General features: G+C 68.1%; 21 protein-coding genes and 1 pseudogene. 16 read left to right on the forward strand and 6 right to left on the reverse strand.

Annotated features, from left to right (window positions below; all coding sequences use genetic code 11):
* Positions 1-90 precede the first annotated feature (90 nt).
* The 4 genes from rhaI to FFS52_RS07075 are packed head-to-tail and all read left to right on the forward strand — an operon-like array spanning position 91 to position 6,076.
* The gene (rhaI, locus tag FFS52_RS07060; protein ID WP_055474925.1) at positions 91-1,251 is read left to right on the forward strand and encodes an L-rhamnose isomerase; all 1,161 of its coding nucleotides are present in this window, start codon (positions 91-93) and stop codon (positions 1,249-1,251) included.
* Positions 1,252-1,299: 48 nt separating this feature from the next.
* Positions 1,300-3,336: a bifunctional rhamnulose-1-phosphate aldolase/short-chain dehydrogenase gene (locus tag FFS52_RS07065; protein WP_055474926.1), complete on the forward strand. Its 2,037-nt coding sequence runs from the start codon at positions 1,300-1,302 to the stop codon at positions 3,334-3,336.
* Positions 3,333-4,820 carry a rhamnulokinase family protein gene (locus FFS52_RS07070; RefSeq protein WP_055474927.1) on the forward strand — a complete coding sequence of 496 codons (1,488 nt, stop codon included), beginning with the start codon at positions 3,333-3,335 and terminating at the stop codon, positions 4,818-4,820. The genes FFS52_RS07065 and FFS52_RS07070 overlap by 4 nt, the downstream gene beginning before the upstream one ends.
* A 20-nt stretch (positions 4,821-4,840) precedes the next feature.
* The gene (locus tag FFS52_RS07075; protein WP_055474928.1) at positions 4,841-6,076 is read left to right on the forward strand and encodes an alpha-hydroxy acid oxidase; all 1,236 of its coding nucleotides are present in this window, start codon (positions 4,841-4,843) and stop codon (positions 6,074-6,076) included.
* Between the two features lie 40 nt (positions 6,077-6,116).
* On the opposite strand, the gene FFS52_RS07080 is transcribed toward FFS52_RS07075, so the two are convergent.
* Positions 6,117-7,574: an MFS transporter gene (locus tag FFS52_RS07080; protein WP_137809267.1), complete on the reverse strand. Its 1,458-nt coding sequence runs from the start codon at positions 7,572-7,574 to the stop codon at positions 6,117-6,119.
* Positions 7,575-7,693: 119 nt separating this feature from the next.
* Here FFS52_RS07080 and FFS52_RS07085 point away from each other — a divergent pair, with 119 nt between their 5' ends.
* The 3 genes from FFS52_RS07085 (at position 7,694) to FFS52_RS07095 (ending at position 11,838) form a co-directional block, all read left to right on the forward strand.
* Positions 7,694-8,707: a LacI family DNA-binding transcriptional regulator gene (locus FFS52_RS07085; RefSeq protein WP_137809268.1), complete on the forward strand. Its 1,014-nt coding sequence runs from the start codon at positions 7,694-7,696 to the stop codon at positions 8,705-8,707.
* Between the two features lie 487 nt (positions 8,708-9,194).
* The gene (locus FFS52_RS23855; RefSeq protein ID WP_249356308.1) at positions 9,195-9,473 is read left to right on the forward strand and encodes a hypothetical protein; all 279 of its coding nucleotides are present in this window, start codon (positions 9,195-9,197) and stop codon (positions 9,471-9,473) included.
* 1 nt (position 9,474) lies between these two features.
* A complete protein-coding gene (locus tag FFS52_RS07095; protein WP_137809269.1) occupies positions 9,475-11,838 on the forward strand; it encodes an MMPL family transporter in 2,364 nt (787 codons plus the stop codon).
* A gap of 6 nt (positions 11,839-11,844) precedes the next feature.
* Here the strand turns inward: FFS52_RS07095 and FFS52_RS07100 are convergent, their stop codons facing one another.
* Positions 11,845-12,165, reverse strand: coding sequence for a putative quinol monooxygenase (locus FFS52_RS07100; RefSeq protein WP_068971038.1), 321 nt, complete (start codon positions 12,163-12,165; stop codon positions 11,845-11,847).
* A gap of 184 nt (positions 12,166-12,349) precedes the next feature.
* Here FFS52_RS07100 and FFS52_RS07105 point away from each other — a divergent pair, with 184 nt between their 5' ends.
* From FFS52_RS07105 to FFS52_RS07125, 5 genes and pseudogenes are all read left to right on the forward strand, one after another.
* Complete coding sequence (locus FFS52_RS07105) at positions 12,350-13,774, forward strand: aldehyde dehydrogenase family protein (RefSeq protein ID WP_068971039.1); 1,425 nt, start codon at positions 12,350-12,352, stop codon at positions 13,772-13,774.
* A 401-nt stretch (positions 13,775-14,175) separates the two neighbouring features.
* Positions 14,176-14,998, forward strand: a pseudogene (locus tag FFS52_RS07110) (alpha/beta hydrolase family protein).
* A 44-nt stretch (positions 14,999-15,042) separates the two neighbouring features.
* The gene (locus FFS52_RS07115) at positions 15,043-15,852 is read left to right on the forward strand and encodes an alpha/beta hydrolase (RefSeq protein WP_137809270.1); all 810 of its coding nucleotides are present in this window, start codon (positions 15,043-15,045) and stop codon (positions 15,850-15,852) included.
* 75 nt (positions 15,853-15,927) lie between these two features.
* On the forward strand, positions 15,928-17,409 hold the full coding sequence (locus FFS52_RS07120; RefSeq protein WP_137809271.1) for an alpha/beta hydrolase family protein: 1,482 nt from the start codon (positions 15,928-15,930) through the stop codon (positions 17,407-17,409).
* A gap of 112 nt (positions 17,410-17,521) precedes the next feature.
* The gene (locus FFS52_RS07125) at positions 17,522-17,968 is read left to right on the forward strand and encodes a hypothetical protein (RefSeq protein ID WP_137809272.1); all 447 of its coding nucleotides are present in this window, start codon (positions 17,522-17,524) and stop codon (positions 17,966-17,968) included.
* A gap of 15 nt (positions 17,969-17,983) precedes the next feature.
* Here the strand turns inward: FFS52_RS07125 and FFS52_RS07130 are convergent, their stop codons facing one another.
* The 3 genes from FFS52_RS07130 to FFS52_RS07140 form a co-directional block, all read right to left on the reverse strand.
* Complete coding sequence (locus FFS52_RS07130) at positions 17,984-18,820, reverse strand: alpha/beta hydrolase (RefSeq protein WP_137809273.1); 837 nt, start codon at positions 18,818-18,820, stop codon at positions 17,984-17,986.
* Positions 18,821-18,841: 21 nt separating this feature from the next.
* Positions 18,842-19,231 (reverse strand): hypothetical protein, encoded by a 390-nt coding sequence (locus FFS52_RS07135; protein WP_137809274.1) that lies wholly within the window; start codon positions 19,229-19,231, stop codon positions 18,842-18,844.
* 390 nt (positions 19,232-19,621) lie between these two features.
* Complete coding sequence (locus FFS52_RS07140; protein WP_068971044.1) at positions 19,622-20,551, reverse strand: LLM class F420-dependent oxidoreductase; 930 nt, start codon at positions 20,549-20,551, stop codon at positions 19,622-19,624.
* A 129-nt stretch (positions 20,552-20,680) separates the two neighbouring features.
* Here FFS52_RS07140 and FFS52_RS07145 point away from each other — a divergent pair, with 129 nt between their 5' ends.
* Positions 20,681-21,094 carry a hypothetical protein gene (locus tag FFS52_RS07145; RefSeq protein ID WP_137809275.1) on the forward strand — a complete coding sequence of 138 codons (414 nt, stop codon included), beginning with the start codon at positions 20,681-20,683 and terminating at the stop codon, positions 21,092-21,094.
* A gap of 303 nt (positions 21,095-21,397) precedes the next feature.
* Here the strand turns inward: FFS52_RS07145 and FFS52_RS07150 are convergent, their stop codons facing one another.
* Complete coding sequence (locus FFS52_RS07150) at positions 21,398-21,901, reverse strand: DinB family protein (RefSeq protein ID WP_137809276.1); 504 nt, start codon at positions 21,899-21,901, stop codon at positions 21,398-21,400.
* Positions 21,902-21,970: 69 nt separating this feature from the next.
* On the opposite strand from FFS52_RS07150, the gene FFS52_RS07155 reads away from it, so the two are divergent.
* Genes FFS52_RS07155 through FFS52_RS07165 form a run of 3 tightly spaced genes read left to right on the forward strand, consistent with a single transcriptional unit; the run spans position 21,971 to position 25,169 of the window.
* Positions 21,971-23,425: an LLM class flavin-dependent oxidoreductase gene (locus FFS52_RS07155; RefSeq protein ID WP_212743642.1), complete on the forward strand. Its 1,455-nt coding sequence runs from the start codon at positions 21,971-21,973 to the stop codon at positions 23,423-23,425.
* On the forward strand, positions 23,422-24,465 hold the full coding sequence (locus tag FFS52_RS07160; protein WP_137809277.1) for an ATP-binding cassette domain-containing protein: 1,044 nt from the start codon (positions 23,422-23,424) through the stop codon (positions 24,463-24,465). Before FFS52_RS07155 ends, FFS52_RS07160 begins: the two co-directional genes overlap by 4 nt.
* Positions 24,462-25,169 carry a methionine ABC transporter permease gene (locus FFS52_RS07165; RefSeq protein ID WP_065632009.1) on the forward strand — a complete coding sequence of 236 codons (708 nt, stop codon included), beginning with the start codon at positions 24,462-24,464 and terminating at the stop codon, positions 25,167-25,169. Before FFS52_RS07160 ends, FFS52_RS07165 begins: the two co-directional genes overlap by 4 nt.
* Positions 25,170-25,250: the final 81 nt, after the last annotated feature.

Below are 25,250 nucleotides of genomic sequence, written 5' to 3' on the forward strand. Positions count from 1 at the left end.
GTTCCACCAGTTCGACTGTTCCACTCAGACCTCCCCGCCGCCGGCTGACCCCGACGCCGGCGGCGGGGAATCCCAACCGAAAGAAATCTCATGGCCACCTTTGACGAGACGATCCTCGACAACCTCGAGATCGAGCTCCCCTCCTGGGCGTTCGGCAACTCCGGCACCCGGTTCAAGGTGTTCGGCACCCCGGGCACCCCCCGCACCATCCACGAGAAGATCGCCGACGCCGCGAAGGTCAACGAGCTGACCGGGCTGGCACCCACCGTCGCCCTGCACATCCCGTGGGACACCGTCGACGACTACACCGCCCTGGCGGCTTACGCTAAGGATCTCGGCGTCGGCCTGGGCACCGTCAACTCCAACACCTTCCAGGACGACGCCTACAAGTTCGGCAGCCTGACCCACACCGACAAGACGGTGCGGCAGATGGCCATCGACCATCACCTCGCCTGCATCGAGGTGATGAACGCGACCGGTTCGCGCGATCTGAAGATCTGGCTGGCCGACGGCACCAACTACCCCGGACAGGGCGACATCCGCGGACGCCAGGACCGGCTCGCCGAGTCGCTCGCGACCATCTACCAGCACATCGGCGACGACCAGCGACTCGTGTTGGAGTACAAGTTCTTCGAGCCCGCGACGTATGTCACCGACGTCCCCGACTGGGGCACCTCCTACGCCCATGTGACCGCGCTCGGCGAGCGGGCGATGGTCTGCCTCGACACCGGCCATCACGCGCCGGGAACCAACATCGAGTTCATCGTCGCGCAGCTGCTTCGCCTCGGAAAGCTGGGTTCCTTCGACTTCAACTCGCGCTTCTACGCCGATGACGACCTCATCGTCGGTGCCGCGGATCCGTTCCAGCTCTTCCGGATCCTGTTCGAGGTGATCCGCGGCGGCGGGCTCGACGCCGGGTCGCCGGTCGCTCTCATGCTCGATCAATGCCACAACGTCGAGGAGAAGATCCCCGGCCAGCTCCGTTCGGTGCTGAACGTCGAGGAGATGACGGCCCGCGCACTACTCGTCGACACCGATGCGCTGACCGAGGCACAGGCCGCCGGAGACGTGTTGGGCGCGAACGCGATCGTGATGGACGCGTTCTACACCGACGTCCGTCCGATGCTCGCCGAGCGTCGTGTCCGTCGCGGCCTGCCCGCAGACCCGATGGCCGCATACGTCGACTCCGGATACCACGAGCGCATCGTCGCCGAGCGTGTCGGCGGTACCCAGTCGTCCTGGGGCGCCTGAGCCCTCCCCCAGCCCCAGTTCCCTGAACTCCCGAGGAGATCACCCCTAATGACCAATCCCGCAGTCGCCGCCCTCATCGAGCGGTCCAACCGACTCGGATCGGATCCGAAGAACACCAACTACGCCGGCGGCAACACCTCCGCCAAGGGCTCCGACACCGACCCGGTCACCGGTGAAGACGTCGAACTGCTCTGGGTGAAGGGCTCCGGCGGTGATCTCGGCACCCTCACCGAGAAGGGCCTGGCCGTGCTCCGGCTCGATCGCATGCGTGCGCTCGTCGACGTCTATCCCGGCCTCGACCGTGAGGACGAGATGGTCGCCGCCTTCGATTACTGCCTGCACGGAAAGGGCGGTGCCGCACCGTCGATCGACACCGCGATGCACGGCCTCGTCGACGCCGCGCACGTCGACCACCTGCACCCGGACTCCGGTATCGCCATCGCGACCGCGGCCGACGGCGAGGTCTTGACGCACAAGATCTTCGGTGACCGCGTCGTGTGGGTGCCGTGGCGTCGTCCGGGTTTCCAGCTCGGGCTGGACATCTCGGCGATCAAGAAGGACAACCCGCAGGCCATCGGTTGCATCCTCGGCGGCCACGGGATCACCGCCTGGGGCGACACCTCCGATGAGGCGCAGGCACATTCGCTGGAGATCATCCGCACCGCCGAGGAGTACATCGCCGCCAACGGTCGCCCGCAACCCTTCGGCGGCCCGATCGACGGCTACGGCGCATTGCCCGCCGAGGAACGCCGGGCCAAGGCCGCGGCGCTCGCCCCGTTCATCCGCGGCCTCGCCTCGATGGACAAGCCGCAGGTCGGTCACTTCACCGACGTCGACCCGGTCCTCGAATTCCTGGCGGCAGAGGAGCATCCGCGCCTGGCCGCACTCGGCACCAGTTGCCCGGACCACTTCCTGCGCACCAAGGTCAAGCCGATGGTCCTCGACCTCCCGGCCGACACGAGCGTCGAGGAGTGCAAGGAGCGCCTCACGGCACTGCACGAGGCCTACCGCGAGGACTACCGCGCGTACTACGACCGTCACGCCACCGCGGACAGCCCCGCGATGCGCGGCGCCGACCCGGCCATCGTGCTGATCCCGGGCGTCGGAATGTTCAGCTTCGGCAAGGACAAGCAGACCGCACGTGTCGCCGGCGAGTTCTACCTGAACGCCATCAAGGTGATGCGCGGCGCCGAGGCCATCTCGACCTACGCACCGATCGACGAGTCGGAGAAGTTCCGGATCGAGTACTGGTTGCTCGAGGAGGCCAAGCTCGCCCGCATGCCGAAGCCCAAGCCGCTCGCGACCCGCATCGCCCTGGTCACCGGGGCGGCATCCGGCATCGGCAAGGCCATCGCGACGCGTCTGGCCGCCGAAGGTGCATGCGTGGTGATCGCCGACCTCGACGCCGAGAAGGCACGGGCGGCCGCCGAGGAGATCGGTTCGACCGATGTCGCCATCGGGGTGGCCGCCGACGTCACCGACGAAGCGGCCGTACAGTCCGCGATCGACGCGACGGTGCTCGCCTTCGGCGGCATCGACCTCGTCGTGAACAACGCCGGCCTGTCGCTGTCGAAGTCGTTGCTGGACACCACCGCCGCCGACTGGGACCTCCAGCACAACGTGATGGCCCGCGGTTCGTTCCTGGTGAGCAAGGCCGCCGCACGCGCCCTCATCGATCAGAAGCTCGGCGGCGACATCCTGTACATCTCGTCGAAGAACTCGGTCTTCGCCGGGCCGAACAACATCGCCTACTCGGCGACGAAGGCCGACCAGGCCCATCAGGTCCGTCTCCTGGCCGCCGAGCTCGGCGAGCACGGGGTCAAGGTCAACGGCATCAATCCCGATGGCGTGGTGCGTGGTTCGGGGATCTTCGCCGGCGGCTGGGGCGCCAAGCGCGCTGCCGTCTACGGCGTCGAGGAGAAGGATCTCGGCAAGTTCTACGCGCAGCGCACCCTGCTCAAGCGCGAGGTGCTGCCGGAGAACATCGCCAACGCCGCGTTCGCACTCTGCACGTCCGACTTCTCGCACACCACCGGCCTGCACGTGCCGGTGGACGCGGGCGTCGCCGCCGCGTTCCTGCGATGAGCCGATCCACCCGGTCCGCCCAGGTCGCCGCGATCGACCTGGGCGCGACCAGCGGCCGGGTCATGCTGGCCGACGTCTCGCGCGGACGACTCGAGCTCGAACAGGTCGCCCGGTTCACCAACGACCCGGTCCACATCTGGAACGGGCGCAGGTCCGCTCTGCACTGGGATGTCCCGGCGCTGTTCCGCGCCGCGTCGGCCGGCCTCGCCGAGGCGGGCAGGCAGTCCGACGATCTGGTCGGGATCGGGGTGGACTCCTGGGCGGTGGACTACGCGCTCCTGCGGGAGGGCCGCATGATCGGGTTGCCGCACCACTACCGGGACACCCGGAGCGTGGTCGGGGTCGACGCCGTGCACGCCGAACTCGGTCCCGCGGACCTGTACGTGCGCAACGGCTTACAGTTCCTGCCGTTCACCACCGTGTACCAATTGGCCGCCGAAAAGGCCGACGGGTTGCTCGATCAGGCCGACACCGCCCTGCTGATCCCGGACCTCATCACATACTGGCTCACGGGCCGACGCGGCACCGAACGCACCAACGCCTCGACCACCGGATTGCTCGGCATCAACGGGCGGTGGGACACCGCGATGATGGAGCGTCTCGGATTGCCCGTCGGCTTGTTCCCCGACCTCGTGGAGACCGGCACCGACCAGGGCCCGTTGCTCGGCGACGTCGCCGAGCGCCTCGGACTGTCGACGTCGACCCGCGTCACCGCGGTCGCGTCCCACGACACCGCGTCGGCGGTCGCCGCCATCCCGATGGACCCGTCGCGGTCGGCGTACATCTCGTGCGGGACCTGGGGTCTGGTCGGCGTCGAACTCGAGCAGCCGGTCGTCTCCCGCGACGGGTGGAAGGCCAACTTCACCAACGAGGTCGGCGCCGACGGCCGTATCCGCTACCTGCACAACGTGATGGGCCTGTGGCTGCTCAGCGAGACGGTCCGCCAGTACCAGCGCGAAGGGTATCGCGCCGAACTCGGTGAACTGCTCGCGCAGGCCGCCGAGGCGCCGGCGACGGTCGAGATCTTCGACACCGACGACGCCCGGTTCCTCCCGCCGGGAGACATGCCCGGACGCATTCGCGACTGGTACGACGAGCGCGGCATGCGTCCGCCGATGACGCGCGCCGAGATGGTGCGCACGATCGTCGAGAGCCTCGCGGCGGCCTTCGCCGACGGGGTGGCGCGAGCGGCCGAACTGTCCGGCACGACGGTGGAGACCGTCCATCTCGTCGGCGGCGGCTCGCAGAACCGGCTGCTGTGCCAACTCACCGCCGATCGGCTGGGCCTGCCGGTGCAGGCCGGTCCGGTGGAGGCGACCGCGCTGGGCAACGTGCTGATCACCGCCCGCGCCCACGGTCTCATCGATGGCGACCTCGAGGCGATGAGGTCTATCGTCGTCGACAGGTTCCCGCCGCAACACTACGCACCCCGACACTCCCGCGGCACGCGCTCCCGCACCGCGGTGGGGACAGGAAAGGCATGACCATGCAAGGCAGTTCTCCCATGAAGCGTCGAGTTCCCAAGCCGCGCGACCTCGCGCCGCTGATGCAGTTCAAGAAGCCCCAGTTCGACGCGAAGAAGCGCCGCCTCGACGCCGCCCTCACCATCGAGGACCTGCGCGCGATCGCCAAGCGCCGCACCCCGAAGGCGGCCTTCGACTACACCGACGGTTCGGCCGAGGCCGAGCTGTCCATCGGACGGGCACGACAGGCGTTCGCCGACATCGAGTTCCATCCGGCCATCCTGCGTGACGTGTCCAAGGTCGACACCTCGTGCACGATCCTCGGCGGGCGTTCGGAACTGCCGTTCGGCATCGCACCCACCGGGTTCACCCGGATGATGCAGACCGAGGGCGAATACGCTGGTGCGCGCGCGGCCGGCCGGGCCGGGATCCCCTTCTCGCTGTCGACGATGGGTACGGCGTCGATCGAGGACGTCCGGGATGCGAATCCGCACGGCCGCAACTGGTTCCAGCTGTACATGTGGAAGGACCGGGAGCGCTCGATGGCCCTGGTCGACCGCGCGGCGAAGGCCGGGTACGACACCCTGCTGGTGACCGTCGACGTGCCGGTCGCCGGGGCTCGTCTGCGCGACAAGCGCAACGGCATGTCGATCCCGCCGGCGCTGACCGCCAAGACCGTGCTCAACGCCATCCCGCGCCCGCAGTGGTGGATCGACTTCCTCACCACCGAGCCCCTGGCGTTCGCCTCGCTCGATCGATGGTCAGGAACGGTGGCCGAACTGCTGGACACGATGTTCGACCCCACCGTCACCTTCGACGATCTGGCGTGGATCAAGTCGCAGTGGCCGGGCAAGCTGGTGGTCAAGGGCATCCAGACCGTCGACGACGCCAAGGCCGTCACTGCCCTCGGCGCCGACGGCATCGTATTGTCGAATCACGGTGGGCGCCAACTCGACCGCGCACCGATCCCGTTCCACCTCCTGCCCGAGGTGGCCCGCGAGGTCGGCGCGGACACCGATGTCATGCTCGACACCGGCATCATGAGCGGTGCCGACATCGTGGCGTCGGTCGCCCTCGGCGCGCGGTTCACGCTCGTCGGCCGGGCCTACCTGTACGGCCTGATGGCCGGCGGGGAGGCCGGGGTGGACCGGATGATCGAGATCCTCGGCGAGCAGATCGCACGCACGATGCGGCTGCTCGGTGTCGCCTCGCTCGACGAGCTGACCCCCGCGCACGTGACCCAGCTCGAGCGGCTGGTGCCCCGGGCGCGTTCCTGAGGCTCGACTGCCGAGGTCGCGTGGGCATCAGACCGGCCGCCTACGCGACCTCCGCGTCCTCGCGGCGGTGGGCGAAGTGATCCACGAGGCCCACCACCAGCGCGATCAGCACCAGGACCGCGGCCGTCGCCAGTCCGATCTGGAACGCCCGCGCCCAGTCGCCGCCGGTGTTCGCGACCTGGGCGAAGAACACCGCACCGACGAGCGCGATCCCCGCGGCGGCCCCGATGCGCTGACCGGTCTGCAGGACGCCACCGGCGATGCCCGCCTTGGTGACCGGCACCTGGTCGAGGCTGAGCGTGAGATTGGGCGAGATCACGAGACCGGAACCGATACCCGCCACCAGCAGCGGCAGCGCGGCGGCGTACCCGACACCGGGACCGGACACGAACGCGACGGCGACGATCGTCGCGATCATCCCCACGACCACCAGGCCCAGACCGAGCAACACCAGCGAGCGCCCGACCCGGTTGACGATGTTGCCGCCGACGCTGGCCGACACCGCCGAGCCGAGCGCGAACGGGGTCACCGCCAGACCGGCCTGCAGTGCCGAATAGCCCAGGCCCTGCTGGACGAACAGCGTGTAGATGAAGAACACCGTGGTGAACCCGGCGAAGTAGACCATCGCGATGATGCACCCCAACGTGTACGACCGCATGGAGAACAACGAGAGGTCGACGAGTTGCTGGCGGCCGACGCGGCCCTGCCGGCGTTCCCACAGGACGAACGCACCGATCAGCACCGCCGCGACGACGAGCAGCAGCCATTTCCGCCCGCCGGGCCACTCCTGCTCCTGGACCATCGGCAGCATCAGCGCGAACACCCCGGTGCCCAGGAGCACGACGCCCACCGGGTCGAAACTCCCCCGCAGCGGTTGTTTGAGTTCCTCGGGCCGAGCCGGGATCAACCGGATCGCGGCGACGAAGGCCGCGATACCGATCGGCACGTTCACGAAGAAGATCCAGCGCCACCCGTCGGCGGACCCGCCCAGCTGGATGAGGACCCCACCGAGCAGCGGCCCGACCGCGGTCGAGATACCGATGGTCGCGGCGAACATGCCGAAGGCCCGGCCGCGCTCGGCCCCGCGAAACAGCAGCTGGATGAGCCCGGAGACCTGCGGCGCGAGAATGCCGCCCGCGACGCCCTGGATCAGGCGGAAGACGACGAGTTGCGTCGGGCCCTGGGCGAACCCACATGCCGCCGACGCCAGCACGAACAGGGACAGCCCGATGAGGAAGGTCACCTTGCGGCCGCGCGCGTCCCCGACCCGGCCGGCCGGGACCAGGACGAGTCCGAAGGCGAGGGCGTAGCCGGACACGACCCACGACAGGTCGGCCGAGTTCGCGCCGAGACCGGATTCGATGGACGGGAGCGCGACGTTGACGATCGAGACGTCGAGAAGGGTCATGAAGCCGACCACCAGGCACACCGCGAGCGCCTTCCAGCGCCGCGGGTCGGGTTCGTAGTCCGCGGAGAACGGGCTGGCCGGAGTCGACATGGATCGCCTTTCCTACAGGGGGTACCGCGGGTGTTCGTAGTCAATCAGCTCACGAGATGGGCGACCCTCCCGAGTCCGCGAAACGCGGGTACCGGCATCGCATCTGGTGAGATGGACACATGGGTGTGAGCATGCGGGATGTCGCGGCGGCGGCCTCGGTGTCGGTGGGCACCGTCTCGAACGTGCTCAACTCGCCCGGAAAGGTCTCGCCCGCGACCGTCGCGCGGGTCCAGGCGGCAATCGACCAGCTGGGTTTCGTGCGCAACGACGCCGCGCGTCAACTCCGTGCGGGCCGATCGCGTTGCGTCGGCATGGTGGTACTCGACGTGGGTAACCCCTTCTTCACCGACATCGCCCGCGCCGCCGAACAACGGGCCGGCGAGCACGACCTCACGGTGCTGCTCGGCACCTCCGACGACGACGAATCGCGCGAACAGGCCTATCTCGACACCTTCGACGAGCAGCGGGTGTTCGGTCTGCTCGTCTCGCCGATCGGCGACGATCTGCGGCGGTTCGACTCGCTGCGCCGTCGCGGCACCCCGGTGATCCTCGTCGACCGGGACGCCGGCGGCTCGCCCTTCGATTCCGTCGCCGTCGACGACATCGCGGGCGGGCGGCTCGCGGTGTCGCACCTGTGCGAGACCGGTCGTCGCCGGATCGTGTTCGTGGGCGGACCGCCCGGACTGCGGCAGGTCGCGGACCGCCGCCGGGGCGCGCAGGAGGCGGTCGACGCCGTCGACGACGCCACGCTCGAGGTCGTGCAGACGGCGAACCTGAGTGTGCTGGCCGGACGCGAGGCGGGACAGGCCCTGCTGGCCAGGGCCCCCCGAGACCGACCGGATGCGGTGTTCTGCGCCAACGACCTCCTGGCCATCGGGGTCCTGCAGGCGTTGACGATGCTCGGCGGCGACGTCCGCGTTCCCGACGACATCGCGCTGATCGGTTACGACGACATCGATTTCGCCCGCTCGGCCGTCGTCCCGTTGTCGTCGATCCGGCAGCCGACCTCCCGCATCGGCGTCACCGCGGTCGATCTGCTGATGAGCGCGGCCGACGATCCCGCCGAACGCCATATCCCGTCGAACCTCGTGTTCCAGCCCGAGTTGGTCGCCCGCGCATCGACACTGGGCTGATGGTGTGACGCACGCCATCGCCGGGTAAACGGTGTGAGGACTCTCCTAAATATTGCGTAGTCCTGCAAGTTTGCAGGGTTCTGCAAGTTCCGTACCGTGGGTGAGGTGAACTCCCCCGGACTCCGCGAGGCGAAGAAGGCGGCGACCCGTTCGGCGCTCGCCCGCGCTGTGCTGCGGTTGTCCACCAGCGCCGGGATGGATCACGTGACGATCGACGCCGTCGCGGCGGAGGCGAACGTCTCGGTCCGCACGTTCCACAACTACTTCAGTGGCAAAGAGGATGCGCTGCTGCACTTCGTGTCGTCGCTGTTCGACACGATCGTTGAGCGGATCGAGGCCCGACCGACGGACGAGAACTTCTTCTGCTCGGTCCGGACCGCCCTCATCGAGGCCGCCACCTCGCCCGACGTCGGCGAACCCGCCGAGATCGTCGCGCTCCTTGCGCCTCCTCGACACGGATCCGGGGCTGACGGCCAGGTCCCGCGACATGGAGTTGGGCGACACCGTCGAAGCGCGTCTCGCCGAACTGTGCGCGCAGCGCGGGCAGCCGGCACACACCCTGTATCCGCGCCTCGTCCTGCACAACGCGATCACCACCATCCGCGTCGCCCTCGAATTCTGGGTGACCCATCACGACGACACCCCGGGCACCGCTGCCGACCTGGCCACCGTGCTGGAGTCCGCCTTCGACCAGTTGGCGTCCGGGCTCGCACAACCCATCCCACCGTTGAACGAACTCGCCGACCCATCCCTCGAGGAGCACTGACGTGGCAACACACCTGTACCGACTAGGGCGATGGGCGTACGAGAACCGCCTCAAGACCATCGCGATCTGGGTTCTGGTCCTGATCGGGCTGGGCATCGGCGCGAGCCTGCTGGCCAAACCGACCTCGGAGTCGTTCTCGATCCCGGGCATCCCGTCGGAGCGCGCCCAGGACCTGATGATCGAACGCTTCCCCGGGGAAGCGACGTTCGGTTCCGACATCGGTGTCACGTATGTCGTCCGCGCACCGGAGGGTTCGACGCTGAGCGAGCCCCGGTTCCAGAGCGCCATCGACTCGATGGTGGCCGGCCTCAAGACCGTCGAGAACGTGAAGAGCCCCGATTCGATCGCCAACCCGTTCGTCTCGTACGGCACCGAGCAATCCCCCGGTCAGCTCCGTGAACTCTCGGCGACCTTCCAGCGGGAGACCTTCGGCAAGAGCGCGGACGAGGCCGCCGCCGACGCGCAGGCCACTTCGCCGATCAACGCAGCGGGCACCGTTGCGCAGCTCGGCGCCTCCTTCGACGTCGAGGCATCCTCGGACGTCACCGAGACCATGCGCGAACAAATGGACGCCATCGCCGACGACGCGCGGGCCGCCGGCCTCACCGTCGAGATGAAGGGTTCGGCCACACAGCAATTCGAGCTCGGGATCACCTCTGAGCTGATCGGCATCGGGGTCGGCGCGCTGATCCTCATCCTGACCTTCGCCTCCCTGGTCGCGTGGGGCATGCCGATCATCACCGCGATCGTCGGCGTGGCCATCGGGATGCTCGGCGTGCAGATGGGCACCCACTTCTTCGACCTCAGCAACGAGACACCGATTCTCGCGACGATGATCGGCCTCGCGGTCGGCATCGACTACGCGCTGTTCATCGTGTCCCGCTACCGCCACGAGATCCATCGGTCGGCGAACCGCGCCGACGCGGCGGGGCGGGCGGTCGGCACCGCGGGTTCGGCGGTCGTCTTCGCCGGCAGCACCGTCGTCATCGCGCTGGCCGCACTGGCCATCGTGAACATCCCGTTCCTCACCGCGATGGGTATCGCCGCCGCGGGCACCGTGGTGGCTGCCGTGCTGGTCGCGCTCACCCTTCTGCCGGCCATCCTCGGCCTGTTCGGCGGCAAGGCGTTCGCCGGACGCGTACCGCGCCTCAACGCTCCCGATGTCGGACCGCACGATGCGGAGCGGTTGCACAACGGCCAGCGCTGGGTCCAGCGCATCGTGGCCCGGCCGCGCACCGTGACGGTCGCGATCGTCGGCATCCTCGTCGTCCTCGCCATCCCGATGGCCGGGCTCAAGCTCGCGCTACCCAACGACGGGACCGCCGAGCCGTCGGAGACGCAGCGCCGGGCCTACGACATGGTCGCCGAGGGTTACGGCCCCGGCGTGAACGGACCGCTGGTCGTCGTCGCGGACGGTCGCGAGATCCAGGACACCGGGGAGCGCCTGCGCGCCTTCGACTCACTCGTCGACGACCTGGGTCGCATCGACAACGTCGAGGTGGCGCAGATCGGTGCCGGCGGGCTCAACGAGGCCCAGGACACCGCGAAGATCACCATCATCCCGTCGACCGCGCCGGCCGACGAGGCGACACCCGTACTCGTGGAATCGCTCCGCGAGATGGAGTCCCGGGTGCAGGGCACGACGGGCATCTCCTACGGGGTGACCGGGCAGACCGCGATCGAACTCGACATCTCCGACCGACTGTCGAGTTCGCTGATCCCCTACCTCCTGGTCGTGGTGGGTCTCGCCTTCATCCTGCTGATCATCGTGTTCCGCTCGATCCTCGTGCCGCTGACCGCCGCGCTCGGCTTCCTGCTCAGCGTCGCCGCGACCTTCGGTGTGACCGTCGCCCTCTTCACCGACGGCGCCCTGGGGATCGTCGACAACCCGCAACCGCTGGTGTCGTTCCTGCCGATCATGTTGGTGGGCATCGTGTTCGGACTCGCCATGGACTATCAGGTGTTCCTGGTGACCAGGATGCGAGAGGCGTACGTGCACGGCGCCGACGCGAAGACCGCGGTGGTGGAGGGATATCGCCACAGCGCCCGCGTCGTGGCGGCGGCCGCGGCCATCATGATCTCGGTCTTCGCCGCATTCATGCTGCAGGACATGGCCTTCATCATGGTGATGGGCTTCGCCCTGGCCGCCGCGGTGTTCCTGGACGCCTTCGTCGTCCGGATGACCCTGATGCCGGCGGTGCTCACCGTCCTCGGCGACAAGGCGTGGTGGATCCCGCGCTGGCTCGACCGCATCCTGCCCGACGTGGACATCGAGGGCGAGAAGCTCGGCATCGGCGACGACGCGGCGCGACCGGCGGACCCGGCGGGGGCCGACACGGACTCCGAGGTCCGCGCCGGCCGCTGAGAGAGCTCAGTCGACCCGGAACTCCCCGAGTTCGGACCAGGTGTCGCCCTCGATCGTCGTGTTGATGACGTCGGGTGTGCGCTGGAGGTACTTGGGGAGTTCCTGCTGGGCCTGCTTGAAGTGCGGGGCGGTGACATGTGCCTCCGCGGCATCGTCGTCGAACGCCTCGACCAGGACGTAGGTGTTGGGGTCCTCGAGCGATCGCGACCAGTCGAACCACTTGTTACCCGGTTCGGCGCGGGTCGCCTCCGTGAACTCGCGCGACAACTCGGGCCACTCGTCGGCGAATTCGGGCTTGATGGGGAACTTCACGACGATGAGGATCATGATTCGACCCTAGTCGTTCGCGGCCGGGCCGAGCGTCGCAGAATGCGACTGGGACGGCTGTTCCAGAACCGGTCACAAAGTGTCGCCCCCGGAACGCCGGGATTCGCGAGACCCCGGTCGCGGCAGCGCCTACAGTGTGAAACAGACAACAATTGTCCTCACTTCAGGCTGCAACGGAGGCACCATGCCGGACATCACCAAGTTCTACATCGACGGTCAGTGGGTCGAGCCCGCCGAGCTCAACCTCATCGACGTCATCAACCCGGCCACCGAGAAGTCGGCCGGACAGGTCGCCATCGGCAGCGCGGCCGACGTCGACGCAGCGGTCGACGCCGCCCGTCGCGCATTCGTCACCTGGGGACAGACGACCGTCTCCGAACGTCTCGAAGTCCTCAACCGGATCATCGCCGAGTACCAGAACCGCATGGGAGACCTCGCCGCCGCGGTCACCGAGGAGATGGGTTCGCCGGTCGGCCTCACGAACGCCGCCCAGGTGCCGATCGGTCTCGGCCACCTGATGACCGCCGCCGCGCAACTCCCCGACTTCAAGTTCGTCGAGGACCGCGGCAGCTCGCGCATCGCCAAGGAGCCGATCGGCGTGTGCGGCTTCATCACTCCGTGGAACTGGCCGCTCAACCAGGTCATGTGCAAGGTCGCCCCGGCACTCGCCACCGGTTGCACCATGGTCCTCAAGCCCTCCGAGGTCGCGCCGTTCAGCGCGGCGATCGTCGCCGAGATCTTCGACGCCGCCGGCGTACCCGCAGGCGTGTTCAACCTCGTCAACGGTGACGGCCCCGGCGTCGGCGCCGCGCTGTCGAGCCACGAGGGCATCGACATGATCTCGTTCACCGGGTCCACCCGCGCCGGCATCGAGGTCGCCAAGAGTGCCGCGCCGACCGTGAAGCGCGTCGCCCAGGAACTCGGCGGCAAGAGCCCGAACATCATCCTCGACGACGACGACTTCGCGAAGAACGTCGCCGGCGGCATCGCGACGATGATGATGAACTCGGGCCAGTCCTGCAACGCCCCGAGCCGCATGCTGGTCCCGGCCGGCCGCGTCGACGAGGTCGCCGAGATCGCCAAGGGGGTCGCCGCCGAGCTCACCGTCGGCGATCCCACCACCGACGTGAAGCTCGGCCCGGTCGTGTCCGAGGCGCAGTTCGACAAGATCCAGGGTCTCATCGAGCGTGCCGTCGCCGACGGCGCGACCGCGGTCGTGGGAGGTCCCGGGCGCCCCGAGGGTCTCGAGACCGGCTACTACGTGAAGCCGACCGTGTTCACCAACGTCACCAACGACATGGAGATCGCCCGCACCGAGGTGTTCGGCCCGGTCCTCGTCGTCATCGGTTACGACTCGATCGACGAAGCGATCAAGGTCGCCAACGACACCGAGTACGGCCTCGCCGGCTACGTCTCCGGCAAGGACGTCGACGAGGTCCGCCGCATCGGATCACAGATCCGTGCGGGTTCGATCTCGCTCAACGGCGCCCAGCTCGACCCGAGCGCACCGTTCGGCGGATACAAGAAGAGCGGCAACGGCCGCGAGTGGAGTGACTACGCCTTCGACGAGTTCCTCGAGGTGAAGTCGCTGCTCGGTTTCGGGGCCTGACAACCCAGCCCGTTCCCTCTCCCGACGCCGCCGGGCGCATCCCCAACGGATGTGCCCGGCGGCGTCGTTCGTCGAGGCCGCGGAGTCGCGCCCATCGCGGTACCCCGGGATTTCGCAAGGCCCGGACAGGACTGCGCGAACGTCCTACGCTTGCCGAACGACTTCGATCCGGCGGCCCGGCCGCCTACCGATCGAATCCACATTCTTCGGGGGAAGAGCGTCCGCGCGGCGCACATGGGGGAACGGTGCTTCGAGTGATTCTTCGTGCGGTCTGTGCCGCATGTCTGGTGATGCTGTGTCTGGCCGCCGCGCCGGCGGTGGCGGCACCCGCTGCGTCGCGAGTGGTCTCGGTCGTGCAGGAGTCCCCCACCCGCTCTGCGGTCTGGGTCTACTCGGCGGCGATGGCCAAGAACATCAAGCTCTTCGTCCTCACGCCACGAACGAAGACCGGACCCCGGCCGACGCTCTACCTCCTGGACGGGGCGGGTTCGCGCGGCAACGACAGTGGGTGGCGTGGAGCCGGCGATGCCGATGAGTTCTTCGCCGACAAGGACGTGAACGTCGTACTCCCGACGGGTGCGTACGGCAGCCAGTACGCCGACTGGCAGCGCCGGGATCCGCGCGTCGGACAACCGATGTGGGAGACGTTCCTGACCAGGGAACTCCCGCCCCTCATCGACGCCCGGTTCGAGTCGAACGGTTCGCCGCGGGATCGCGGGCGTCTCGATGGGCGGGCAGGCGGCGTTCACGCTCGCGTCACGGGCCCCTTCGCTGTACCGCGCGGTGGCCTCGATCAGCGGATGTCCTCCGGTGTCCTCACCGCAGGGAGAGTCGTATGTGCGGGCCACCCTCGCCCGGGGTGGGGCGAACGCCGACAACCTCTGGGGGCCGGTCGGTTCGGCCGGATGGCGTGACCACGACCCGGCGCTGCATCTCGACCGTCTCCGCGGCAAGGCCCTGTACCTGTACTCCGGTGCCGGCCGGCTCGGTCCCGCCGACCTCAAGCGGAACGTGACGCCCGAGGAAGGCCTCTACCAGGTGGTACTCGCCGCATCGTCGGCGTTCGAGATCGCGACCAGCGACTGTTCGCGCCGGTTCGCCGGGTTGTTGCGCGGTGCGGGTCTGCCGTACACCGACGCGTTGCAGGAGGTCGGAACCCACCATTGGTACTACTGGGAGAAGGAACTCCCCAACGTGTGGGCGGCGATCTCGCCGGCGCTCTGAGGCGAATCACGGAATCCGGTCATCTGCGTGGCTACCATCTCCGCATGCAGATCCCCGTCGCGTCCGATACCGGTCCCGTCCTCGACACCGAGGTGTTCGGCGACGGCGAACCGCTGCTGCTCATCGGCGGCATGTCCGCACACCGCGGGATGTGGACCGATGAGCTCCTCGACGCCCTCACCCCGCACTTCTCGGTGGCCGCCTACGACCATCGCGGCATCGGCACGAGCAGTCGGGCCGAGGGACCGTTCACCATCGCCGACCTCGCCGCCGACGCCCGCGGAATCCTCGACGGCCTCGGCTGGGACTCCGCCCACGTGCTGGGCACGTCGATGGGCGGCATGATCGCGCAGGAACTCGCCCTGAACTCGCCGGACCGGGTGCGCAGTCTCGTCCTCGGCTGCACCACCGCGGGCGGCCCAGGGGCCATCGGTGCGCCCGGCTCGTCCGGCGCGGCCCGCCTCGTCGAGGCGATCTCGTCGCGCGACGCCGACCGCGTCGCACGCATCGCGTTCGAGGTCAATCTGTCTCCCGAGTTCATCGCCCGCGCCGGCGCCTTCGACCATTTCGTCTCGATGTCGAGGCAGCGCCGCGTTCCGTCGGCAGTCGTCGCGTGGCAGGCGGGCGCCTGTGCGGCACACGACACCCGCGACCGAATCGGCTCACTCGACATGCCGACGGCGGTCATCCACGGCGACGTCGACGAGATGATCGCCGTCGCCGAGGGCGAGCGGCTCGCCGACCTCATCCCGCAGGCCACCCTGGCGCGCTGGTCCGGTGTCGGACACATGTTCTGGTGGGAACGTCCGGACGAGACCGCCGAGGTCGTCCGGAAAAATGCACTCGCCCGGTAACGCCGGTCCACTCTCCGAACGACATCCCTGACATCGGCACCGTGTAGTCGGGTGGCCGCGTATGTCAGGAGCTCCATGTCGCACTCGCACAGCGAACCGCCCGTCCCCTCCACCCCCGCGGGCCAGACGCCCGAGTCGCCACGCCGACCCTCACCTCGTCGCCGACTCCTCACCGGCATCTCGGTGGTCGCGATCCTCACGCTCGGCCTGTTCGGCGCGAGCACGCTGATCAACTCGTCGAACACCGCCAGCGCTCTGCGTGGGCATCCCGAAGTGCTGCGGCCGGGCTGCACGTGGGACTCCTCCGGGAACTACGTCCAGAACTGCAAGGTTTGGTCGGAGTCGCAGAAACGCCACGTGATCGTGCAGATCCGCGCCTCGAGCGGCAGCGACAGCGGCGTCTACCTGCTCGACGGCATGCGCGCCAGCGAAACCCGCTCGGCATGGACCACCGACGTGCAGGCCGCCAAGGTCTACGACGCCAAGGCCGACACCACCCTGGTCATGCCGGTGGGCGGCGCATCGTCGTTCTACACCGACTGGGACGGCGGCGCCGGTGACAAGAACACGGTCATCAAGCAGGAGACCTTCCTGACCTCGGAGCTGCCCGGTTACCTCGAGCGTGAGTTCGGCGTGGCCCGCAACAACAACGCGATCATCGGACTGTCGATGTCCGGCGGGCCCGCGGTGACCCTCGCCGAGCGCCACCCCGAGCAGTTCAAGGTCGTGCAGGCGATGTCGGGTTACTACCAGACCGACAACCCGGTCGGCGCCCTCGGCGTGTTCGCCACGCAGACCATGGTGTCCAACTACGTCAACGGCGTCGTCAACATGTGGGGCGCGCCGGGCGGCACCCGCTGGACCGACAACGACCCGTCGAAGAACCTGACGCAGCTGGCCGACAACGGCCAGGTTCTCATCATCTCCTCGGGCAACGGTTTCCTGACGCCGTCGGAGATGGCCAAGCTGTCGCCGCAGGACCAGCTCAGTGCGATGGCCCTGGAGATCCTGTCCGCGGTGTCGACCGTGCTCATGCAGTTGCAGGCCAAGCAGGCCGGCGTATCGGTGATCTCGTTGCCGAACTACGGCGGCCACACGTGGGAGAACTGGGGACGTGCGCTCGGTGACGGCAAGGAGCACGTGCTGACCACACTGCGCAACAACCCGCCGGTGACCACGAAGACGACCGTCGTCTCCGCCTCGGGCAGCCCCGATCCCGACGGCCCCGCGAAGGTGACCCTGGCGGCGAAGAAGGCGGCCGAGGAATCACCGGCTCTCGACCTGTCGGGTCTGTCGGCCCGTGGATCGGATGAGACCGAGTCCGCTTCGCAATCGGCCTCCTCGTCCGCCGAGTCGTCCGCAGCGGAGTCGTCAGCCTCCGGGTCGTCCTCGGCCGACCTCGCGCCGTCCGCGGTGTCGGGCTCGGCGTCGGTGGACGCGTCCGTCCCGGAATCGGCCACCAGTTCCGAGACGAGCACGCCGACCGTGCCCCAGCTCGCCCCGACGGGGCCCGTCACACCCGGTACCTCGAGCAGCACCCCGGTCCCGTCCCGCTGACCGGCTCTCCCGCTCACAGTCTCCGTTCCCGCGCTCACCGGAAGAGGTGTGAGCGGGAACGGACTGCGTGAGGGACCGATCCCGTCGACTCACCTGCTGCTAGCGTTCAGCCATGACCGCCGACCCCGTTCTCGCCGACCTCGTCGGCGTCGACACCATCGTCGTGGTCGTGGCGTCCGGTGTGATCCTCGTCTGGGCACTCGTCTTGGGCGTGTGGAAGTACCACGGCATCCGCACCTCACCGGACCGGACGGCCCATGTGTATGTCGACATCGCGCATCGGGCCGCGCTGATGTACTCGTTCGCCACCCTGGTGCTCGCCGCGCTGGTCGAACTCAGCGCCTTCCCGACGACCGTCAACGTGATCGCCGCGGCGGTCCCGATCGTCTTCTTCGTCGTGGCGATCGCCGCGTATTGCATCCACGGCGCCCTGCGGGACACCACGAATCAGTTCGTCGACCCGACTCCCGGCACCTACCTGTTCATGCTCGCGCTCATCGTGGGCGAGATCGGCGGCGTGCTGGTGCTGCTGGCCGGGGTAGTGGTGCGACTGACCTGAGTGGGCGCGCGACGGTCACGGGCGCGCGGTGTGACCGCGCAACCAGGTGATCACCGCGTCGAGCACCACCGCCTGCTCGGGTTCGTTGAAGATCTCATGGAACAGGTCGTCGTAGATCACGAGCGTCTTGTCCGCCGATCCGGCGAGCCGCTCGACGAGTTCGCTGCCGCGCGGGTCGGTGAGCGCGTCCTCGCTGCCGTGCATCACCAGGATGGGTAGTTGCAGGGACGGCAGGCGCTCGGGAAACGACCGCATGGTGCCGATCATCGCCCCGCCCAGCCCGGCCGGGATCTTGCCGCGCGTCACCAGCGGGTCGGCGTCGTAGGCGGCCACGACGTCCGGATCCCGGGAGATGCTCGACGAACTCAACTCGGTGGTGGGCAATCCCGGTGCGATCCGGCCGATCAGCGGCGCGAAACGGACGGCCAGATCGGGCAGGTCGTCACCGGGCAGCACGGCCGCCCCCGACAGGATCAGTCCGTCGAGCTTGTCCTGGTGGTCGAGCGCATAGTCGAGAGCGATGCACCCGCCCATGCTGTGCCCGATCAAGAACGTCGGGACGCTGCCGTCGGCGACATGGGCGAGCACCGTGTCGAGGTCGTCGGTGAAGTCACCGAACCGGCGCAACCGGAGTCGCTTGCCACCCGACCGGCCGTGACCGACGTGGTCCGGTATCGCGACGAGGTAACCGGCGTCGACGAGCCGCTGCGCCACGTGCAGATACCGGCGACCGTGCTCGGCGAGGCCGTGGACCACCACGACGACGCCGCGCGGGCTCTCCGCGGGACGGTAGACGTCATAAACGATGGTGTGCCCGTGCCGGCCACGAAAACTGTGTTCTTCCGGTGTCATTCCCTGATCTCGTTTCGATGTTCAGTGCCAGCCGAGTCGGGCAGCGACCGACTTGCCTGCCGACTCCAGGACCCCGAGCGGACGGAAGGCCGCCTCGCCGATACCGACGAGTGCCTCGACCCGCCCGACCACCCGTTCGAGCCGCCCGACGATGTCGGACATGCGGTCGACGGTGGCGTCGACCTGGTCGAGGGTTCCGGAGAGTCGCACCAGCGTCACGTCGAGTTTCGCGATCGTCGAGTTCAGCCCGTCCAGGGTGGGACCGAGTCCTTCGAGGGTCTCCCCCATGTCGGCGATGATGCCCTCGAGTTGCTCGACGGTCACGTCGGCGTTGAGCGCGGCCTGGGCCAGCTTCTTGATCCGTTGACGTTCCGGCGGTCTCGATGATGTGTGCTCGCCCCTGTCGGCCATGAGGTGGATTATGGCCCATCCGGGTCGGCCCGGGTGCCGGGTCGGGGGAACCCTTCGAGGACACTCGACTGTCTAATCCGACAGAACCACCAAACCCCTGGTCCCTGTGCCGAAAGAGGCGCATAACCCCTGCTCCCGAATCCGAAAGAACCACAAAACCTCTGGTCCCTGAGGTGTGAGGAGCGCAAGCGACGAGCCACGAAGGGCCTGGCGAGACACGTTGCAACACCCTTCGTGGCTCGCTTCGCTCGCACCTCAGGGAGCATGGGATCTAGCCACTCATACTCGTGGGCGGGTGCCTTTCATGGTCCACGACGGCCGCCGGGCCGCTGACACTTCGGAGCAAGCTTTACGAACGCCGCACCCAGCAGACGGGGTGCCCGCGGGCGCTCACGCCAACTGCGGGGCGACCTTAGACGCGACGAGCTCGAGGTGATCGAGATCCGACAGATCGAGGGTCTGCAGATACATGCGCGTGACGCCCAGCTCGCCGTAGGTCGCGATCTTTGCGGCGACCTCGTCCGGGGTTCCGGCAGCCCCGTTCTCGCGCAACTCGTCCGGTTCCCGGCCGATGGCCTCGGCCCGGCGCCGGAACTCGGCTTCGTCGCGGCCGCAACACAATACGAGCGCGGCGGAGTAGGTCAGCGACTCCGGGTCGCGACCGGTGTCGACGCACGCCGTGCGGACGCGCCCGATGAGATCCCCGGCGACGTCGAGTGGTTGGAACACGACATTGAACTCGTCGGCGAAACGCGCGGCCAGCGCGGGCGTCCGCTTCTTGCCACTGCCTCCGATGATGATCGGCGGACGCGGGTGTTGCACGGGTTTGGGCAGGGCCGGCGACTTCGAGAGGCGAAAGTGTGTGCCCTCGTAATCGAACTCCTCGCCCAGCGGGGTCTGCCACAACCCGGTGATGATCTCGAGGTTCTCCTCGAGGCGGTCGAACCGCTCCTTCAACGGCGGGAACGGGATTCCGTACGCCTCGTGCTCACCCTCGTGCCAGCCCGTTCCGATTCCCAATTCGACACGGCCACCGCTCATCTGATCGACCTGGGCGACTGCGATCGAGAACGGCCCGGGTAGCCGGAAAGTGGCCGACGAGACGAGCGTCCCCAGCCGGATTCGCGAGGTCTCGCGCGCCAAGCCCGCCAACGTGATCCACGCGTCGGTCGGCCCGGGGAGGCCGTCGCCGCCCATTCCGGCGAAATGGTCGGAACGGAAGAAGGCATCGAAGCCCAGGTCCTCGGTCGCCTTGGCGACGGTGAGCAGGTCGTCGTAGGTCGCACCCTGCTGGGGCTCGGTGAAGATTCGCAGTTGCACGTTTTCAAGCTACGCGCGCTGGGCACACGACCGGTGGCGAGGCGGCGTGCGAAGCGGACCCCATCCGGCCCGGCGGCCATTCCGAATCGCTCCACGCACGACACCGTTCCTCGACAAAGGAGTCCCAACATGAAGACCGTCACGCGCACAGCTCTGGGTTTCGTCGTCGCCGCCGCAGGTGCGACCGCAGTATCGCTCGCCGCCGCGCCGTCCGCCGGCGCCGCGCCCACCGTATGTCCGGCACTTCCCGGCCAGTCCGCCACTGCGGCCTCGTGTAGCGCCGACTCCGGCCCGACCGGACTCTCGCTGGCCATCACCGACAACGGCGGCGAAGCCAACGTCACCGCCGACAACTTCGCCGGACCCGCGGCCATCGCCCTCGGTCCCGGAGCGACGGTCACCATGGACGGCATTCGTCCCGGCCTGGCCATCGGTATCGCCGGACCCGGCGGCGAGGTCGTCGTCGACGGAAAGAACGGGCCGACCTGCAAGGGACCCGCCTTCGCCGGTGACTTCCAGACCTTCAAGGGCTGCCTCTCCTGACCGTCCCGCACCGATGCCTGAGGTGCGAGGAGCGATGGCGACGCGCGTTTTTTCGCTCCCTAGTCCGAAAGAACCGCATAACCGCAGGTCCCAGCCCCTGCTCCCTGAGGTGCGAGGAGCGATAGCGACGAGCCACGAAGGGTTTGGCGACACACCTCGCCAGGACCCTTCGTGACGGCCTCCGCAAGCTCCGGCCTCCTCAGGGAGCAGTGGTTGGGCTCGCACCGCGCACCACGGTTGTTTCGTGGTCCACGACGCCCGCCAGGCCGCAATTACTCAGAACGCAGAGCGCCAGCGACGGTATCAGGACAACAGGCCCCGGACGTATGCCGCCTGACCGATGTGCTGGGTGTCGTCGTCGATCACGCTGAGCAGTCGTACGCCCAACGTGACCGGCGGGTCCCAGTTCTCGTCGACGACGCGGTCGAGATCTGAATCCGACAGCGCGCCAATGTAGTCGACGCTGACCGCGTGCGTGGCGTCGTAGTAGCCACGCAACAGGTCCGGGTCGTCGACGACGACCCGCGCCGCCTCGTCGGCCGACTGCCCGTACCCGCTCTCGCCGGGCGGGAACGGCAGACCGAACCGGTCGACCCATCCCCCGGTCACCCACACCTCGTCGGTTCCGGCGACGTCGGCGACGTGCGAGTCCTGCACGCGCGTCAGATGCCACACGAGCCAGGCGATCGTGTTGGCACCGGGCGCGGGAGCCCGGTTCAATTCCTCGGTGGAGATGTCGTCCAGGACGGCGTGAACGTTCTCGACGACTCGACCGAGACCGTCGAGCAACACATCTGTGGATCGCATGGCACAAGTTTAGGTTCGCGGTGGGCACAACGATGGCCACTCCGACGATCCGTCAGCATCATTCCTCCGGTGTCAGCACCGAATGCCCCACGTAAGATCCGATTCAACGCCTTCGACATGAATTGCGTTGCGCACCAGTCACCGGGTCTGTGGCGCCACCCCGACGACCGGTCGTGGGACTACAACACCATCGACTACTGGGTCGACCTCGCCCGCTTGCTGGAGACCGGCGGATTCGACGGTCTGTTCATCGCCGACGTCCTGGGCACCTACGACGTGTACGCCGGCAACGACGAAGCCGCCATCCGCCAGGGTGCGCAGATCCCCGTGAACGACCCGCTGTTGCTCGTCTCGGCGATGGCGCACGCCACCGAACACCTCGGCTTCGGGGTCACCACCGGTACGGGTTTCGAGCATCCCTACCCCTTCGCACGGCGTCTGTCGACGCTGGACCACCTCACCCGTGGCCGGATCGGCTGGAACGTGGTGACGGGATACCTGCCTGCGGCAGCCCGCAACATGGGCGCCGACGATCAACTCGAGCACGACGAGCGCTACAACCAGGCCGATGAGTACCTCACCGTGCTGTACAAGCTCTGGGAGGGTTCGTGGGAACGCGACGCGGTCCTCCGCGATCGCGAGGCGGGCATCTTCGCCGACCCGGCCCGGGTCCATCACATCGGGCACCGCGGCACCCACTTCACCGTGCCCGGCATTCACCTCGCCGAGCCGTCGCCGCAGGGTTCACCGGTCATCTACCAGGCCGGGGCCTCGCCTCGCGGTCGGCGTTTCGCCGCGGAGAACGCGGAGGCCATCTTCGTCGCCGCGCCGACCAAGGCAATCCTGCGTGATGTGGTGAGCAAGGTGCGCGACGAGCTGATCCTGGCCGGACGCGACCCGTACGACGCGAAGATCTACACGCTGCTGACGATCATCACCGACTCGACTCCGGAGGCCGCCCGCGCGAAAGCCGCGGAGTACCAGTCCTACGCCAGCACCGAGGGTGCGCTGGTCTTCATGTCGGGCTGGATGGGCATCGACCTCGCGAGTTACGAGATCGACGAACCGATCGGCAACGTGCACAGCAACGCGATCCAGTCTGCGGTCGCCGCTTTCCAGCAGGCGAGCGACACCGGCGAGGAATGGCGCGTGCGGGACATCGCGGCGTGGGGCGGCATCGGCGGAATGGGTCCGGTCCTGATCGGCTCCGGCGACGAGGTGGCAGAAGCCCTGCAGGACTGGGTGACCGAGACCGACGTCGACGGCTTCAACGTCGCCTACGCGGTGACCCCCGGATCGTTCGAGGACATCATCACCCACGTGGTGCCCGCCCTCGAGCGGCGCGGACTCTACGACCGGGACTACGTCCCGGGAACCCTGCGCCACAAGCTCTTCGGGCGTGGCGATCAACTGCCGGAGAATCATCGCGGGTCCACGTACCGGGTCGGTGGGAGCAACTCGACCATCGACGATTCGATCAGGGAAGCCGCTCAGCTCACCAGCGCGAACGGGGGCCTCCGGTGATCGAGGTGGTGGGGTTGACGAAGGTGTTCGGTGTCGGTTCGCCCGACCCGACGACGGTGCTCGACGAGGTCGACTTCACTGTCGACGCCGGTGAGATCTTCGCCGTCGTCGGCCCGTCCGGCGCCGGCAAGAGCACGTTGGCCCGGTGTCTGAATCTGCTGGAACGTCCGACGTCGGGCAGGGTCGTCGTCCACGGGGAGGATCTCACCGCACTGGGCACGTCGGGCCTTCGCGACGCCCGGCGCCGGATCGGCACCGTGTTCCAGTCGGCGAGTCTGCTGTCCCGGCGAACCGCCGCGCAGAATGTCGCTTTACCCCTCGAATATCTGGGTGCGACAAAACGATCGACCACGGCACGTGTCGGCGAACTTCTCGACCTGGTCGGCCTTGCCGACAAGGCGGACCTGTATCCGCATCAGCTGTCCGGCGGTCAGCGGCAGCGCGTCGGCATCGCTCGGGCCCTCGCACTCAAACCTTCCGTCCTGCTGTCCGACGAAGCCACCTCGGGTCTGGATCCCGCGGCCACGGACACCTTCTTACGGCTCCTCACCGACGTTCGGGACGAACTGGATCTCGCGGTGGTGTTCATCACCCACGAGATGGACACGGTCGTGCGGGTCGCCGACACCGTCGGCCGTCTCGAACGCGGCCGCATCGTCGAGCACGGCCGGCTGGAACAGGTGGTCCTGGAACCGGATTCGGTTCTGGGACGGGCACTCCGGCCGCGCGGGCCGAGTGCGCAACCGGCCTCGGCCGAAACCCCGATCTCGGTGGTCTACCACTCCGCGACGGTCCCCGCGGACTGGTTGACCCAGCTGGGCAGGCGACTCGACATCTCGATCTCGGTGCTGGGCGCCAACGTGCAGACCATCGACGGCACCGTCTTCGGCGATCTCACCGTGTCGGTGCCCACCGGACACGCGTCGGCATTCATCGGCGCCGCGGGTGAACTCGGCCTGGCCGCACGCCTTCTCGACGCCACCGCGACCGCGGGCGGTACCGCCGTCGAGACCGTCACCGGCTCTGAGGTGGCCGCGTGAGCACCACGTATTCGGCGAACATCACGGTGCCGCTCGACGAGATCCCCGACCTGCTCATCCCGGCGGCCATCGACACGGTCCTGATGGTGAGCATCGTGATGGTCGTCGTCCTGGTGGTGGGAGTCCCGCTGGGCGCACTCATCCACAACCTCGCTCCCGGCGGGCTTTTCGCACGACGCTCGTTGCACACCCCCCTGTCGTGGGTGATCAGCATCGGTCGGTCGTTGCCCTTTCTGGTGCTGATGACGGCGATCATCCCGTTCACCCGCCTGGTCACGGGCACGAACATCGGCATCGCCGCGGCGGTGGTACCGATGTCGATCGCCGGCATCGCCTTCTTCACACGCATCGTCGAGAACTCGCTGCGGTCGGTCCCGGCCTCGACGATCGACGTGGCACGTGCGTCCGGCGGATCGAACGCCCAGATCATCTGGAAGGCACAGGTTCCCGAGGCGCTGCCGAGCATCGTCGGCGGACTGACGATCAACACCATCGCGATGATCGAGTACTCCACGATCGCCGGCACCATCGGCGCCGGCGGACTCGGATACGTGGCGGTCACCTACGGCTACCAGCGATTCGATCAGGGGGTCATGGTCGCCACCATCATCGTGCTCATCGTGACGGTGGCCGTGATCCAGGTCGCCGGCGACGCCCTCGCTCGCAGCCTCAACCCGGTCACGTCCCGCCGGGTCAACCACTGAAGAACCACAAAACCGCCGGCCGGCTCTGCTCCCTGAGCGGCGGAGCGCTCGTCACCGCATCACCCAGCCACACCCGAAAGG

Source organism: Gordonia sp. ALPHA1B1 (assembly GCF_005502615.1).
Lineage (GTDB): Bacteria > Actinomycetota > Actinomycetes > Mycobacteriales > Mycobacteriaceae > Gordonia > Gordonia hongkongensis.

Bases quoted from the DNA above. Each gene is read 5' to 3' on its own strand.
- FFS52_RS07065 (WP_055474926.1), top strand. From the start codon at position 1,300: ATGACCAATCCCGCAGTCGCCGCCCTCATCGAGCGGTCCAACCGACTC.
- FFS52_RS07115 (WP_137809270.1), top strand. From the start codon at position 15,043: ATGCAGATCCCCGTCGCGTCCGATACCGGTCCCGTCCTCGACACCGAG.
- FFS52_RS07150 (WP_137809276.1), bottom strand. From the start codon at position 21,901: ATGCGATCCACAGATGTGTTGCTCGACGGTCTCGGTCGAGTCGTCGAG.
- rhaI (WP_055474925.1), top strand. From the start codon at position 91: ATGGCCACCTTTGACGAGACGATCCTCGACAACCTCGAGATCGAGCTC.
- FFS52_RS07130 (WP_137809273.1), bottom strand. From the start codon at position 18,820: ATGACACCGGAAGAACACAGTTTTCGTGGCCGGCACGGGCACACCATC.
- FFS52_RS07120 (WP_137809271.1), top strand. From the start codon at position 15,928: ATGTCGCACTCGCACAGCGAACCGCCCGTCCCCTCCACCCCCGCGGGC.
- FFS52_RS07145 (WP_137809275.1), top strand. From the start codon at position 20,681: ATGAAGACCGTCACGCGCACAGCTCTGGGTTTCGTCGTCGCCGCCGCA.
- FFS52_RS07100 (WP_068971038.1), bottom strand. From the start codon at position 12,165: ATGATCCTCATCGTCGTGAAGTTCCCCATCAAGCCCGAATTCGCCGAC.
- FFS52_RS07135 (WP_137809274.1), bottom strand. From the start codon at position 19,231: ATGGCCGACAGGGGCGAGCACACATCATCGAGACCGCCGGAACGTCAA.
- FFS52_RS07070 (WP_055474927.1), top strand. From the start codon at position 3,333: ATGAGCCGATCCACCCGGTCCGCCCAGGTCGCCGCGATCGACCTGGGC.
- FFS52_RS23855 (WP_249356308.1), top strand. From the start codon at position 9,195: ATGGAGTTGGGCGACACCGTCGAAGCGCGTCTCGCCGAACTGTGCGCG.
- FFS52_RS07085 (WP_137809268.1), top strand. From the start codon at position 7,694: ATGGGTGTGAGCATGCGGGATGTCGCGGCGGCGGCCTCGGTGTCGGTG.
- FFS52_RS07075 (WP_055474928.1), top strand. From the start codon at position 4,841: ATGAAGCGTCGAGTTCCCAAGCCGCGCGACCTCGCGCCGCTGATGCAG.
- FFS52_RS07080 (WP_137809267.1), bottom strand. From the start codon at position 7,574: ATGTCGACTCCGGCCAGCCCGTTCTCCGCGGACTACGAACCCGACCCG.
- FFS52_RS07105 (WP_068971039.1), top strand. From the start codon at position 12,350: ATGCCGGACATCACCAAGTTCTACATCGACGGTCAGTGGGTCGAGCCC.
- FFS52_RS07125 (WP_137809272.1), top strand. From the start codon at position 17,522: ATGACCGCCGACCCCGTTCTCGCCGACCTCGTCGGCGTCGACACCATC.